Consider the following 13,381-nt stretch of genomic DNA (forward strand, 5'->3'; position numbering starts at 1 on the left):
GTAACTCAGTTTCAGGGCGCGTATTATTCCAGCTATCGACGGCGGGGTAAAGAGCGGCGTGCGTTACGCCTCTTCAAGCGGTGATTTATAACCATCAGGTTTGATAGCTAATAAATCACAATTGATACTATCGATAACATGTTCAGCTGTGTTGCCAATGAGTGCTGCTGAAAAGCCTGTACGACCGACTGTACCTAAAATAACTAATTCAGCATCGAGCTGCTCAGCAAGCTCAGGGATCACATCCTCTGGCAATCCTTCCCTCACATGGCAATGGAGTGTATCGATACCATAGGCATTAGCCAGGTATTGCACTCTTTGTTCGTGTTGTAGGCGAATGGTGTCGTTGTAGGTTTGTGCATCAAAATCGGGGAGTTCAATGGCAAGATTTACCGGTGTACCAGGATAGCCATTGACTAAGTGAACTTCGGCGGCAAATTTTGCGGCTAAATCCTTCGCATGTTCAATAATTTTGCCATTAAGCATTTGATGATCGGTATCCTCAGTTGCCACATTTACCGCACAGAGAATTTTACCGGTTTCAGGCCAATCATGATCTTTGACCATTAATACAGGAACAGGGGCTTTACGCATTAAATGCCAATCCGTCGGAGTAAAGATCACCGCTTTTAATTTATCATGAGCATGGGTGCCTTTAACAATCAGATCATATTGCCCTGAAATGGCATGGTTAATAATGCTTTCAAAGGGGCGGTTGTGCCAAATAACTTGCGTATCAATATTAAGTTGTAGGTGGTTATAGGCTGACAGCAGATCTTGTATCCAAGCTAAACGTTGATCAATCACGCCTTGGCGCATGGCTTCGCGCTCTTGGCTCGATAGAATCGATGTCATTTCATAGGAGAAGTCAAAAATCGAAAGAAACACAGTCACATGGGCGTTACTTTTACTGGCTAAGGTAACCGCTCGAGCGAGTGCCACTTGATGTTCTGTCGTAGGATCGACAACGACCAGTATTTTTTGATAATCCTTCATAACTTGTTCCTTTAGTCATAGGCTCATATTCATCATGAGCCTTTGGCAATTATCTGTATTGTTCTAGATCAAAACTCTTTTCAAAACCAGTGCCTAGCGCCAAAAACGTATGATTAATGATGAAGCTTATCTGGCAATTCTGGCATTACCCGCTAGAAGATTAAGTTCATTATAATCAACGATAATGATGTACTTACCTTTTACTTCGATTAACCCAGATTTTTGGAAGCGGCCTAACAAACGACTGATGGTTTCAACGGTAAGGCCTAAGTAATTACCAATATCCCCACGTGTCATGGTTAAGCGAAATTCTTTGGCAGAAAAACCTCGATTACCAAAGCGGTTTGCGAGATTACTGATAAATGCAGCGAGGCGTTCTTCAGCATTTTTCTTACTGAGCAGCAAAATCATTTCTTGATCGCTCATGATTTCATTACTCATTAAGCGCATGATTTGTTGGCGTAATTTAGGCATTGTGCCTGAAAGTTCGTCGAGAATGTTGAAGGGTATTTCACACACCATGGAGGTTTCTAAGGCTTGTGCAAAACTTTGATGAGATTGTGCATGAATACCATCAAAACCAATGACATCTCCCGCTAAATGAAAGCCAGTGATCTGTTCATCGCCTTGTTCGGTGATAGTGTAACTTTTTATGGTGCCTGAGCGGATCGCAAAGAGTGATTTTAAAGGATCACCCGATTTAAAAATCTGTTCGCCTTTTTGAATAGGTTTCTTACGCTCAATAATGTCATCGAGTTGATCGAGTTCATTTGCATTGAGGGTGAATGGGATACAAAGGGTTCCCATACTGCAATCGTGACAATGAATTGCGCACCCACTGGCGGCGGGACGACGGTTTTTATTCTGCTCTATTGTCATGTCGGTTCTCAAGTTAATCCACTGCAGCCATGTTAAACCAATTCATTCGCTTGGGCTAGTTTAGCTGCGACAGGGCGATATATAAAGTTTGTGCACCAAAGGCAATTAAAAGTAAGCCACTCAATAATCTAACGGTTTTTTGCTGCACCCAATTGGCTAAGCGTTTGGCCGCCAATCCTGCACTGAGTAGTGCAGGGAGTGTACCCAAACCAAATGCCAGCATAATCAAGGCGCCTTGACTGGCAGAACCTGCCGCTACAGACCAAGTTAAGGTGCTATATACCAGTCCGCAGGGCAGCCATCCCCATATCAATCCCGCGGTGATGGCTTGCATTGGCGTAGTGATTGGCACCAGACGTTGTGCTATGGGTTTCAAATAACGCCACAATACCTGACCAAGGCGTTCAATTTGTACTATTCCGATCCAAATTTTTGCAATGTAAAGCCCGGTTGCAATCATCATGACGCCGGCGATGATCCGGAGAATTAATAGGTAGCTATCTAGCTCAAATAAGTGCCCAAGCATGGCAGATGAACCGCCGACTAAAGCGCCCGCGAGGGTATAACTGACAATCCGGCCAAGGTTATAACTTAATAAGTAAGTGAGTTGATGGGCTAAGTGGTTTCCTTGCTTAGAATTAGCAAGCTGAGAGGAAAAGGCGCCAACAAGGCCACCACACATGCCAAAGCAGTGAGCGGCTCCCATTAGACCAACGAGAAACGCACCCATTACATTGTATTCAATCACAGTGCCAGTCACTGAGGCATGCCTTTGTCTTGAGATTCCTGTTGCTTGATGCTCGCAGGATTAGGTTTGTCGGCATCTTCATCGAATAGAATTGAGACACTTTGGCGGTCTAAATCATCGAATTGTTCGGATTTTACCGCCCAAAAGAACACGGCTACAGCGATCAACACAAAGATCATCGCAATAGGGATAAGTACATAAATGATGCTCATTAGCTAAGCCTATTTTATTGTTATATTTTAATTCGTAATAATCTCAAACTGTTACCCACAACAATCAGTGAGCTTGTCGACATGCCGATAGCGGCAATATAAGGTGCAACATGGCCGGTTACCGCTAAAGGTAAAATGAGCGCGTTGTAACCTAATGCCCAAGCGAGATTTTGGCGAATAATGTGTGTGGTCAGTTTAGCAACCCTCACCGCTTGGGTGAAGCGGGAGAGGTGATCGCCAAGCAAAATAAGATCGGCACTGTTTTTGGCAATTGCACTACCGCTGCCCATGGCCACGGATAAATCGGCGCCAGCGAGTACAGGAGCGTCATTTATGCCATCACCGAACATCACCACAGGATTGGATTGCTGTAACTTATTCACTAGCGAGAGTTTATCGGCCGGTGTGAGTCCACTGTGTACATCCGTAATGCCGAGCTCTTTTGCCAATTGATGCACATGCCCAGAACTATCCCCGCTGGCGATACTGACCTTGCAACCTTGTTGTTTCAGTATGTCGACAGTTTCTTTGCTATCGATACGAATATTGTCTTTGATCTCAATAGTGGCGATAACCTTTAGTTGGTTATCACTGGCACGAGCAAGCCAAATCTGTTGATTGATAAACTCAGGATTGACTATTGCGCCAGTAAAGTGAGCATTCCCAATGCGATATTCTATGCCATTTATGAGACCTTTCACCCCAAAGCCCACTTCATGGTGAACTTGCTCGGCAACAACATCGACTTGGGCAAAGCTGGCAAAGGCCGCGGCGATGGGGTGGCGAGAACCTGACTCTAGCGCAGCAGCAATTGCCAACACTTGTTCTTTAGCCACATCACCATGACATTGCACCTTGGCTATCGATAGCGTGCCGCAGGTGAGGGTGCCGGTTTTATCAAATACTACATGCTTGATTTGAGGCAGTTTCTCAAATACACCCGCCTTACGGGTAATGATCCCAAGACGGGTAAAAATCGCGGTCGCGCAGGTCACTGCGGTAGGCGTCGCAAGCGCAAGGGCGCAAGGACAGGTGGCCACTAATACTGACAAGGTCACCCAAAAGGCGTCTTCGGGGGAGATTTGTAGCCACACCAGATAGGTGATTGTAGCAATTGATAAGATAGTGCCTGAGAAATAACGCGACAGTTTATCGGCCAGCATAGCGACGGCAGGTTTAGTGTTTGAGGCTAATTCCTGCAAGCGAATAATTTCAGCAACCAATTGGTCTTGCCCAAGAGCGGTGACTTTTACCTTAATGGGTTGGTCTAGGTTAATGGTGCCTGCAAATACTTGGCTATCGACGGGCTTTTCAATCGGCATTTGCTCGCCGGTGAGCATGGCTTCATTGATGCTAGTGTGGCCGTCAACCACGATTCCATCGGCGGCGACCATTTCACCGGGTTTAATGAGGATAATATCCCCAAGACATAATTTTTTAGCGGGGATTTCTTCTTGCCCCTGCGCCGTGACCAGATGTGCCGTTAACGGCACTAACTTGTGGAGATTACTGGAGCTAACGGAAGCTTTTTGTCTTGCCTTCTGCTCGAAATAACGTCCCAGCAGCAGGAAGAAGGTAAACATGGAAACGGATTCAAAATAGACTTCGCCCGTGCCGTTAACGGTCGCAAAGCAACTGGCGATATAGGCGCCGCCAATGGCGATAGAGACCGATACGTCCATATTGAGTTTGCCACTGAGCAGGGTGCGAATCGCGCTAAAATAGAAGGGCTGCGCCGAATAGAGCACCACGGGCGTGGCGAAAATCATGCTCACCCAGCGGAAATAATCCCGATATTGCACATCCAAATCGGTAAAGTAACCGGTATAGAGGGCGAGGGCGAACATCATCACTTGCATGGTGGCAAAGCCCGCTAAACCTAAACGCAGTAAGAATTTACGGCTATTTTGCTTGGCGGTCAGTTCTTGTTCATCCACTTGATAGGGCGCAGCTTGATAACCGATACGGCTAATTTGCCCCAAAATATCACTGAGTTTAACTTGTTGTTTATCCCAGCTAATCAGCGCCCTTTGGGTGGTGGAGTTGACCATCACTTGGCTTACGCCAGGCAGTTGCTTCACTTTATGTTCAATTAACCAAGCGCAGGCCGCGCAGGTAATGCCATCAATGGACAGCGACACTGAGTCGCTATTCTCCACTGAGTGGACAAAGTCCTGCTGTACCTCGGGCAAGTCATAGGCACTAAACTGATTTAATTCATCAGGCACAAGGGCCGTCTGTTTATTACCTGGCTCAGTTCTAAACTTGTAATAGCTTAATAAGCCTGCATCAACAATGGCTTGGGATACCGCTTGGCAGCCTGGGCAACACATGAGTTCATCGCGATCATTAATGCGAGTGACAAACTGCGTGCCGGTGAGTACAGGTTCATTACAGTGAAAACAACTTGGATGTGTCATAGCAATACTTATTCAACCACCGTCAGTTCAACCACAATTGGACGTTGTCTTTTAATTCGACACGTTGATGAATACGCCATTTACCGTCAAAACCTTCGAGGCGGACTTCCCAAGCACCCGTTAACACATCGGGCAGAGTAATGCGATACACATGATTGGCATCGGCGGTGACAGTGGTCTTAATATCTCTTTCGGCAATCGTTGGGTGGTAAAATTCGACTTTCAACGCAGCTTGATAGGCTGGGCCGCCGTGCTGAGTGAATAGGAGTTCATGGTTATTCTGTTCAAGTTGCCATTGCATGCCAAGCTGCTTGGCATATTTGACTTTACTCAAGTCCATGTTGATGGCTTTGCCTTCTTTGTAATAATCCTCGGCAACCAGAGAGTCAGAGTTTGAGAGGGCAATTTTTAGCGTGGTAAAACTTGCGACGACGGCACATAAAGGAAGAATAATTAAAAACCAAGGCCAAAACTGCTTATACCAGGGTTGTTGTTCGCTCATGTTAAATACCCATTATAAAAATTTGCGCCATTTTACCGTTAAAAGGTGGCTTTAGCACTTTAAAAAAAAGGCCTCGACGTTATCGAGGCCTTAGTGTTACTCATATCTAATTACTTGTTTGACAAGCTATAAACATAAGCTGCGATCACGTGGACTTTCTCTTCACCGAGAACGTCTTTCCATGCTGGCATCACGCCTGCACGGCCGTGTTTGATCGTTTCTTCGATCACACCACGGCTACCGCCATATAACCAAACATCGTCAGTTAAGTTAGGTGCGCCCATGAGCTTGTTGCCTTTTGCGTCCATACCGTGACACGCAAAACAACCTTTCATGAATGAACCTTGACCAAGAGCTGCGAGTTTCTCGTCGTGTTCACGACCAGATAACTTAACCACATACTCGGCTAGACCTGCAATTTCGCTATCGTCGATTGGCAAACCACCTTTTGGTGGCATCATGCCATGACGACCGCTCATGATGGTGGTTTTAATCGTGGCTAAATCGCCACCGTATAACCAATCACTGTCGGTCAGGTTAGGGAAGCCTTTGCTACCACGTGCGTCAGAGCCGTGGCACTGCGCGCAGTTTTGTAGGAACAAACGGCCGCCCACTTTCAACGCTTCTTGGTTTTTCACTAACTCTTCGAGTGGTGTTGCCAAGTAAGCCGCGAAGATTGGGCCATATTTTTCGTTAGCGTGTTTAACTTCTTGGTCGTACTGAACGTACATGCCTTCTTTTGCCGCCAGCTCAATCGCGGCTACAGAATCGGCTTTAATACCTTTCTCTGTACCAATGCTTTGGTTAGAGCTGGTCCAGTTCAGTAGACCTTTGTAGTTACCTAAACCTGGGAACAGGGCTAAGTACACTAGGCCAAACACGATAGTGATATAGAACATATAACTCCACCATTTTGGCAGTGGGTTATTGAGTTCTTCGATACCATCGAAACTGTGACCCATGGATTCGCCTTCTTTGACATCGGTGGTGTTCTTTGAACACACACGTAGCAACAGAAAACATCCTGCGATCACAATTAACGAGAGTACGCTAATCCAAATACTCCAGAAGCTACTCATCACTTATTCTCTCCTGAGTCCTTCGATTCCTTGCTGATTTCCTCATCGGAAAACACAAGATTCGCTGCTTCATCAAAGGATTTTTGACGACGCGAGCTATATGCCCAAGCAAATATACCGACGAAGGTCAGCATCACAATGATGGTTAAAATACCTTGTAATGTGCCGTAATCCATATACTGCCTCCTTATTTGAGTGCGTGACCCAAAGACTGAAGATATGCAATCAAGGCTTCCAGCTCTGTCTTACCTTCAACAGCTTTCTGCGCGCCTGCGATTTCTTCATCGGTGTAAAGATCCTTACCTTTGTAACCGCCTTTGTGCATGTTACGCAGAATAGTCATCTTGTCGCCGGTTAACTTGCCGTCTAACTTGTTTTCGGCAAGCCATGGAAAGGCTGGCATATTCGATTGAGGGACCACAGCACGAGGATCGATTAAGTGAACTTCATGCCATTTATCGCTGTAGCGACCGCCAACACGGGCCAAGTCTGGACCAGTACGCTTAGAACCCCATTGGAATGGGTGATCCCAAACAGACTCACCGGCAACAGAGTAGTGACCGTAACGTTCAGTCTCTGCACGTAAAGGACGGATCATCTGGCTGTGACAGTTGTAGCAACCTTCACGCACATAAATGTCACGGCCTTCAAGTTGCAGGGCAGTGTAGGGTTTCAAACCTTCAACAGGCTCAGTGGTATCTTTTTGGAAAATCAGCGGCGTGATTTCAACCAAGCTACCGAAGCTGATAGCGATAACAGTGAATATCGCTAACAAACCGATGTTTTTTTCAACTATCTCATGATTAAATTTCATCGAGTTTGCTCCTTAAGCCGCTTTTGCTTCAGCCAGTGCTGGCAATGAATCTTTAGAGGCTTTCACAGTACGGATCACGTTGTATGCCATGATCAGCATACCGGTTAAGAAGAAACAACCGCCGAGGAAACGTACGAAGTAGAAAGGATAAGAAGCTTCCAGACTTTCAACAAAGCTATAAGTCAAAGTACCGTCAGCGTTAACTGCACGCCACATCAGACCCTGCATTACACCTGAAATCCACATAGACACGATGTAAAGAACAGTACCGATTGTCGCTAACCAGAAATGCACGTTAACTAACTTGATGCTGTACATACGGCCATGGCCGAACAGTACTGGGATCAAGTGATACAGAGAACCGATAGATACCATTGCAACCCAGCCTAGCGCGCCGGAGTGAACGTGACCTACTGTCCAATCTGTGTAATGAGATAAAGCGTTAACTGTCTTGATGGCCATCATCGGACCTTCGAAGGTCGACATACCATAGAAAGACAGAGAAACCACTAAGAAACGCAATACTGGGTCAGTACGCAGTTTGTGCCATGCGCCAGATAAGGTCATGATACCGTTGATCATACCGCCCCAAGATGGTGCGAACAGGATCAGAGACATCACCATACCTAAAGACTGAGTCCAGTCAGGCAGGGCAGTATAGTGTAAGTGGTGAGGACCTGCCCAAATGTACAGTGCGATCAGTGCCCAAAAGTGCACAATCGACAGACGATATGAGTAAACAGGACGACCCGCTTGCTTAGGAACGAAGTAGTACATCATACCTAAGAAGCCTGCGGTTAACAGGAAGCCTACCGCGTTGTGACCATACCACCATTGCACCATGGCATCGACCGCGCCACTGTACATAGAGTATGACTTAAACAAGCTAACAGGAACGGCCATTGAGTTCACGATGTGAAGCACGGCAACCGTAATGATAAATGCACCAAAGAACCAGTTCGCTACGTAAATATGCGATGTTGTTCGTTTGATAATAGTGCCGAAGAACACTATTGCATAGGATACCCAAACGATCGTAATAGCGATATCGATTGGCCATTCTAATTCAGCATATTCTTTACCGCTGGTATAACCCATTGGCAGAGTGATGGCTGCTGACAGAATGATGGCTTGCCATCCCCAAAACGTAAATGCAGCTAATTTAGGTGCAAATAGTCGGGTTTGACAGGTGCGTTGTACGACATAATAGGATGTTGCAAAGAGGGCTGATGTTCCGAACGCGAAAATTACCGCATTGGTGTGTAATGGTCGCAAGCGACTATACGTAAACCAAGGCGTATCGAAGTTCAGATGTGGCCAGATTAACTGAGCCGCAATTAAAACACCGACTGACATACCAACAATACCCCACAAAACTGTGGTTAAGGCGAATTGGCGGACAATGGTGTAATTGTAATCAGCGCCTGTTGGCTGGGAATGGTTCATCATAATGCTTCCACTGCTTATTACTTTTACTTTTAGTAAAGACTAGCTTTACCTGTTATATATGACACAAAGCTCATGTCCCTATAAGGGTTATGAAGCCATGTCAATGCGTTACCCTACACATTTGTGCTCAAATATGAGGTTTCGCAATGATACTTGAGCCATGTCAAAAAAGATACCAAAGAAGGGGGACGGAAAGTTGATCTAGATCAACCTACGCCATAGAATGTTAACATCTTGCATCACAAGGTTAATTTTTGTGCTTAATCGCAAACGTCTCCCGCTTTACATCATGTTAATTGCGTTGAATCTTAGCGCTTGTGATAAAAAAGCCGAGCAACAGGTAAAAATACCGCCTACAGATCCCACTCTTTGTGTGTTTACTCAGGGGGATTGCATTAAAAAGGTCGGGGATATAGTGCTGAGCATCAGCCTTTCGCCAGATCGTGCGCCAAGTGAAAAACCATTAACATTGAAGCTATTATCTTCTGATGTACTTGATAATTTACAGGTCCGTTTAGAAGGTAGAGATATGTTTATGGGCATTATCCCTGTCAATATTCGTCAACTCGATAAAACAACCTATGAGGGGCAGTTGATTTACGGTTCCTGTAGCAGTGGGTATATGGTGTGGCGTGGTTTTATCAGTTTTAGTCGAAATGGTATCGAGCAAGCCGTTATTTTTGACTTTCTTGCCGATAATCCATATTAAGTTTATGGCGTTCGCCGGATAAAGAGCTTGGTAACAATATTAACTCCCACTCCTTATTCATAATGACCGATTATCATAGGCGGATGATTGATTATGAATGCTATTTTGGCTATTCATCATGATCCTTCCAGTTTTCTTTAACCTGTACAAAAATATCGATGTTATTGATAAACAGTTCGAGTAAATCAGGATCAAAATGTTTACCTGCACCTTTACGCATTTCATCGATAACCTCTTCGAGTGGCCAAGCTGCTTTATAGCAACGTGCATGGGAAAGAGCATCGAACACATCTGCAATTGCAACAATACGGGCAAAAATGTGAATTTGTTCTTGTCTTAAATTGGCTGGATAGCCTGAACCATCATACTTTTCATGATGTTGCAAGGCTATAATCGCAGCGGCTTTTAGGATAGGCCGCTCGGAATTAGCGAGGATCTGGTAGCCAATAGTAGGGTGCTGACGCATAACCGACCATTCTTTATCGTCTAACTTGCCTGGCTTAAGCAACACCGCATCGGGGATCGCTATCTTACCAATATCATGCATAGGCGATGCTCTGCGTAAAAGTTCAGCTTCGGTCTCAGATAATCCTGCAAGTAGTGCCAGTTTGGCACAATATTCGGCCATACGTTTTACGTGATTAGCAGCCTCTTTTGAGCGGCTTTCAACGACATCTCCTAAACGTAGAATAAGTTCAGACTGGGTATCTTCGACCTCTTGATTTAGAAGTAGGTTCTCAAAGGCGATACCCACATTTATTGCAAAAATATCAATAAGTTTTTTATCTAAATCGTCGATTTTATCAATCCCATCCATATAAAGCAGGTTGATAAGCCCACTCTTTGTTGGGAAATAGCCAACGAAACAGTTATCTTCATATAAACAACGCTTTTGTGCGAGAGCTGTGCGTAATAACTTATCAATATGCATTGGTAACACTTTGTTCGCAGGACTCTCGGCAAATTGTCCCGTCCCCGCCAAAATCTTAATCTCAGCAGATTCCATATGGCCGCTTATCGCATCCATGGCATTACAGGTTAGCAGCAGTGTTTCGGAATCGAGATTCAATAGGGTTGCAACTTGGGTCAGCAAGCCATCAGCGAATCGATAGAGCGTTCTGAGTTCAAATAATCCTGAGGTTGCCTCGAGCACTCGCTCTAATCCTTTTCGATGATTCAGCTGCGCACGCCTTGCTTGTTCGATTTCCATAATGTCGCGGTAAGAACGCAGTGCCGAGTAGACACTTGTCATTAACTTGCGTGAATCGAGTTCAGATTTTGCCTTATAGTCATTGATATCGTAGTTGACGATAACATCTTCTTCAGGAGCTTGGCCTGGTTGTCCTGTGCGCAAAATTAGGCGGATTGTTTTGTTTTTATGTTCCTCACGGATCCACTTTACTAACTCCAAGCCAGCATGATCGGTTTCCATAACAACATCAATAAAGGCAATTGCCAGATCTTGTTCATTTAAAAGAAATTCTTTAGCTTGCTCAGCACTATAAGCGTTAATAAAGGAGAGGGCACGGCCATCGAGTTTAAAACGAGAAAGTGCAAGTTTAGTGACCGTGTGTACATCAGGCTCATCATCAACAACAAGAATTTTCCAGGGCGCAGAAAATGCAGAAGTTTCTATGGTTTTTTTCCCTGAAAAGAGCGGCTTTTTCTTTGTAAGATCAATCACCATCCGAGACCTCATCACTTAATTTATGTCGCACAGTTAGAGTGTAGTAGAAGCTTGTCAAATCAGTAAAAATAATTCTGCAGCGGGGAAGGTCGCAAATTTAACAGCTCGTTATTGATAACTATTATCATTTGTGTATTATCAAAATAGATAACTCAGCAGGGAGGCATATATGGCAGAAAGGATCAATTTATCAATATCAGAGGAGAAACTTGCGCAACTCATTCGTGAAGGAAGTCTATGTGCAGCGGATTTTTCATGTCTAGATAATCAATCAAAACGGAAAGTCTGGCAACTTTGCCTTATCTGTTGCCAAAAACGCATAGGCTGCCAGCAATGTTCACAAACAAGTTGTCCGCAAATTGAAAGACTCATTAATGCCGATAAATAACGTTATCGGCATTTGCATTTAAGTATTATCATGCATTAAACACTTAAATTTAAAAGTTATTATGCAACTTCCTCCAGTATTGCCTTTATTTGATTCAATTGAATTCATACAAGATGGGAACTGTGTGGTGAATCAATACATTACCCAAGTCAGTCTAACGGATGTGCCTGATGCAGGTTTAGTAATGGAACATGCAACAGATTGGTTATTTGAACAAAAACACAGTGAAAACAACTATAAAGCCTATCGGAGTGAACTCACTACATTCCTGCATTGGTGCTTTGATGTCGCCAAAATGTCACCCACACAGGTGCTACGTAAGGATATGAGTCGGTATGTGGATTATTGTTTGGCGCCACCCTTAGCGCTGATTGGTTACTTTAACGTGCCACAGTTTAAACTCGATAAACTGCGTGATGAGCGGGTTCCTAATAGTCTTTGGCGGCCATTTGTCGGCAAGAAACTGTTAGGGCAAGTTCAACCTTATGTGCTTAGCGACAATGCATTAAAAACCAAGATTGCTATTTTATCCTCGTTTTATAGCTACTTAATGAGTGAGGAGTTTTGTGAGCGCAACCCCGCGCAAATTTGGTTGAATCACAGCCGCTTTGGCCAAAACAAGCAGTATCAAAGACAAAGCGAGGAAGATGAAAACAACTTGGCTTTCACAGAACTACAGTGGTCCTATGTGATGAGCACAGTTACTCGATTGGCTGAAACGTCCCCCGAATTGCATCAACGTAGTTTATTCTTGATTTCATTGATTTATTCCTGCTATTTACGCATCTCTGATGTATCTGCACGGGTTGGCTATTCACCGGTAATGGGCCAATTTAGACAAAATTCACAGACAGGCATTTGGAGTTTTCATATTCCACTGAGTAAAGGTGGTAAAAAGCGTAGCGTGGCGATGTCAAAGGCGTTACTGGACAGCTTAGTTAAATATCGACAGTTTTTAGGTCTTACTGACTATCCAAATCAAAGTGAACCACATCCGTTATTTGTTCGACATAGAGCAGCTGGTCGCGGCCGAGATGCGGGTTTAGTGAATGCCAATCTTGGGATCCGTCAAATCCGTGAAGAAATTCAGACCATCATCAATCTCGCGGCTGATAATGCGCAAACAGATGGTTTTAATCACGATGCCGAGCAAATGCGAAAACTCACTGCGCATAATATTCGACACACAGGGATCACCCATGATATCAACATCAATCGTCGGCCGTTGTCACATGTCCAAGCCGATGCAGGCCACGAGAGTATCGACACCACATCGAAGTATTTACACACCACACAAATAGAAAGACATGAAAGCGCCTTTAATAAGCCGTTAGACCATTTGCAAGGTATTAACTAGGATGTTATCGGCACCCTAAATCCCTCTCACACAAAACTGCGCACAATGTGATCACAAGTTATGTAAAACTGCTTTTTTTTGTAGAATCGGGTATCAAAAAAACAGCCCTGAAAGGGCTGAGTTTTGCATAACTTGCATTGT

The 13,381-nt window shown here is 44.5% G+C and carries 14 protein-coding genes; 3 read left to right on the forward strand and 11 right to left on the reverse strand.

The window, feature by feature from the left end:
- Positions 1 to 63: 63 nt before the first annotated feature.
- The 10 genes from uspE to ccoN all read right to left on the reverse strand — a co-directional run bounded on the left by uspE (position 64) and on the right by ccoN (position 9,099).
- Positions 64 to 996, reverse strand: coding sequence for a universal stress protein UspE (gene uspE / locus HG547_RS12835; protein WP_047536990.1), 933 nt, complete (start codon positions 994 to 996; stop codon positions 64 to 66).
- Positions 997 to 1,122: 126 nt separating this feature from the next.
- Complete coding sequence (gene etrA / locus HG547_RS12840; RefSeq protein ID WP_037418542.1) at positions 1,123 to 1,875, reverse strand: electron transport transcriptional regulator EtrA; 753 nt, start codon at positions 1,873 to 1,875, stop codon at positions 1,123 to 1,125.
- Between the two features lie 55 nt (positions 1,876 to 1,930).
- The gene (locus HG547_RS12845; protein WP_169548042.1) at positions 1,931 to 2,623 is read right to left on the reverse strand and encodes a sulfite exporter TauE/SafE family protein; all 693 of its coding nucleotides are present in this window, start codon (positions 2,621 to 2,623) and stop codon (positions 1,931 to 1,933) included.
- A gap of 8 nt (positions 2,624 to 2,631) precedes the next feature.
- Positions 2,632 to 2,835 (reverse strand): cbb3-type cytochrome oxidase assembly protein CcoS, encoded by a 204-nt coding sequence (gene ccoS / locus HG547_RS12850; RefSeq protein WP_037418545.1) that lies wholly within the window; start codon positions 2,833 to 2,835, stop codon positions 2,632 to 2,634.
- 20 nt (positions 2,836 to 2,855) lie between these two features.
- Positions 2,856 to 5,255, reverse strand: a complete 2,400-nt coding sequence (locus tag HG547_RS12855) for a heavy metal translocating P-type ATPase metal-binding domain-containing protein (RefSeq protein ID WP_169548032.1) — start codon at positions 5,253 to 5,255, stop codon at positions 2,856 to 2,858.
- Between the two features lie 22 nt (positions 5,256 to 5,277).
- Positions 5,278 to 5,757, reverse strand: a complete 480-nt coding sequence (locus HG547_RS12860) for a FixH family protein (protein ID WP_037430483.1) — start codon at positions 5,755 to 5,757, stop codon at positions 5,278 to 5,280.
- A gap of 110 nt (positions 5,758 to 5,867) precedes the next feature.
- Positions 5,868 to 6,836, reverse strand: a complete 969-nt coding sequence (gene ccoP, locus HG547_RS12865; RefSeq protein WP_037430481.1) for a cytochrome-c oxidase, cbb3-type subunit III — start codon at positions 6,834 to 6,836, stop codon at positions 5,868 to 5,870.
- Positions 6,836 to 7,012 (reverse strand): CcoQ/FixQ family Cbb3-type cytochrome c oxidase assembly chaperone, encoded by a 177-nt coding sequence (locus tag HG547_RS12870; RefSeq protein ID WP_011072349.1) that lies wholly within the window; start codon positions 7,010 to 7,012, stop codon positions 6,836 to 6,838. The genes ccoP and HG547_RS12870 overlap by 1 nt, the downstream gene beginning before the upstream one ends.
- 11 nt (positions 7,013 to 7,023) lie before the next feature.
- Positions 7,024 to 7,650, reverse strand: a complete 627-nt coding sequence (gene ccoO / locus HG547_RS12875; protein WP_023265294.1) for a cytochrome-c oxidase, cbb3-type subunit II — start codon at positions 7,648 to 7,650, stop codon at positions 7,024 to 7,026.
- 12 nt (positions 7,651 to 7,662) lie between these two features.
- Positions 7,663 to 9,099 (reverse strand): cytochrome-c oxidase, cbb3-type subunit I, encoded by a 1,437-nt coding sequence (ccoN, locus tag HG547_RS12880; RefSeq protein ID WP_011072351.1) that lies wholly within the window; start codon positions 9,097 to 9,099, stop codon positions 7,663 to 7,665.
- A 223-nt stretch (positions 9,100 to 9,322) separates the two neighbouring features.
- On the opposite strand from ccoN, the gene HG547_RS12885 reads away from it, so the two are divergent.
- The gene (locus tag HG547_RS12885; protein ID WP_037418559.1) at positions 9,323 to 9,808 is read left to right on the forward strand and encodes a hypothetical protein; all 486 of its coding nucleotides are present in this window, start codon (positions 9,323 to 9,325) and stop codon (positions 9,806 to 9,808) included.
- 109 nt (positions 9,809 to 9,917) lie between these two features.
- On the opposite strand, the gene HG547_RS12890 is transcribed toward HG547_RS12885, so the two are convergent.
- Entirely contained in the window at positions 9,918 to 11,495 is a 1,578-nt protein-coding gene (locus tag HG547_RS12890) for a DUF3369 domain-containing protein (protein ID WP_055647957.1), read from the reverse strand.
- Positions 11,496 to 11,664: 169 nt separating this feature from the next.
- Between HG547_RS12890 and HG547_RS12895 the strand changes: the two genes are divergently transcribed.
- Both HG547_RS12895 and HG547_RS12900 read left to right on the forward strand, forming a co-directional pair.
- Positions 11,665 to 11,883, forward strand: a complete 219-nt coding sequence (locus tag HG547_RS12895) for a hypothetical protein (protein ID WP_037430492.1) — start codon at positions 11,665 to 11,667, stop codon at positions 11,881 to 11,883.
- A gap of 61 nt (positions 11,884 to 11,944) precedes the next feature.
- Positions 11,945 to 13,240, forward strand: coding sequence for a site-specific integrase (locus HG547_RS12900; protein WP_169548033.1), 1,296 nt, complete (start codon positions 11,945 to 11,947; stop codon positions 13,238 to 13,240).
- The last annotated feature ends 141 nt before the right edge of the window (positions 13,241 to 13,381 follow it).

The sequence above is a fragment of the Shewanella sp. DNRA4 genome (assembly GCF_012843185.1).
In the GTDB taxonomy this organism is placed as follows: Bacteria; Pseudomonadota; Gammaproteobacteria; order Enterobacterales; family Shewanellaceae; genus Shewanella; species Shewanella xiamenensis.

Coding starts and splice junctions, on each gene's coding strand:
- HG547_RS12860 (WP_037430483.1), bottom strand. CDS start 5,757: ATGAGCGAACAACAACCCTGGTATAAGCAGTTTTGGCCTTGGTTTTTA.
- ccoO (WP_023265294.1), bottom strand. CDS start 7,650: ATGAAATTTAATCATGAGATAGTTGAAAAAAACATCGGTTTGTTAGCG.
- HG547_RS12870 (WP_011072349.1), bottom strand. CDS start 7,012: ATGGATTACGGCACATTACAAGGTATTTTAACCATCATTGTGATGCTG.
- ccoS (WP_037418545.1), bottom strand. CDS start 2,835: ATGAGCATCATTTATGTACTTATCCCTATTGCGATGATCTTTGTGTTG.
- uspE (WP_047536990.1), bottom strand. CDS start 996: ATGAAGGATTATCAAAAAATACTGGTCGTTGTCGATCCTACGACAGAA.
- HG547_RS12855 (WP_169548032.1), bottom strand. CDS start 5,255: ATGACACATCCAAGTTGTTTTCACTGTAATGAACCTGTACTCACCGGC.
- HG547_RS12900 (WP_169548033.1), top strand. CDS start 11,945: ATGCAACTTCCTCCAGTATTGCCTTTATTTGATTCAATTGAATTCATA.
- HG547_RS12890 (WP_055647957.1), bottom strand. CDS start 11,495: ATGGTGATTGATCTTACAAAGAAAAAGCCGCTCTTTTCAGGGAAAAAA.
- HG547_RS12895 (WP_037430492.1), top strand. CDS start 11,665: ATGGCAGAAAGGATCAATTTATCAATATCAGAGGAGAAACTTGCGCAA.
- ccoP (WP_037430481.1), bottom strand. CDS start 6,836: ATGAGTAGCTTCTGGAGTATTTGGATTAGCGTACTCTCGTTAATTGTG.
- ccoN (WP_011072351.1), bottom strand. CDS start 9,099: ATGATGAACCATTCCCAGCCAACAGGCGCTGATTACAATTACACCATT.
- HG547_RS12885 (WP_037418559.1), top strand. CDS start 9,323: ATGTTAACATCTTGCATCACAAGGTTAATTTTTGTGCTTAATCGCAAA.
- etrA (WP_037418542.1), bottom strand. CDS start 1,875: ATGACAATAGAGCAGAATAAAAACCGTCGTCCCGCCGCCAGTGGGTGC.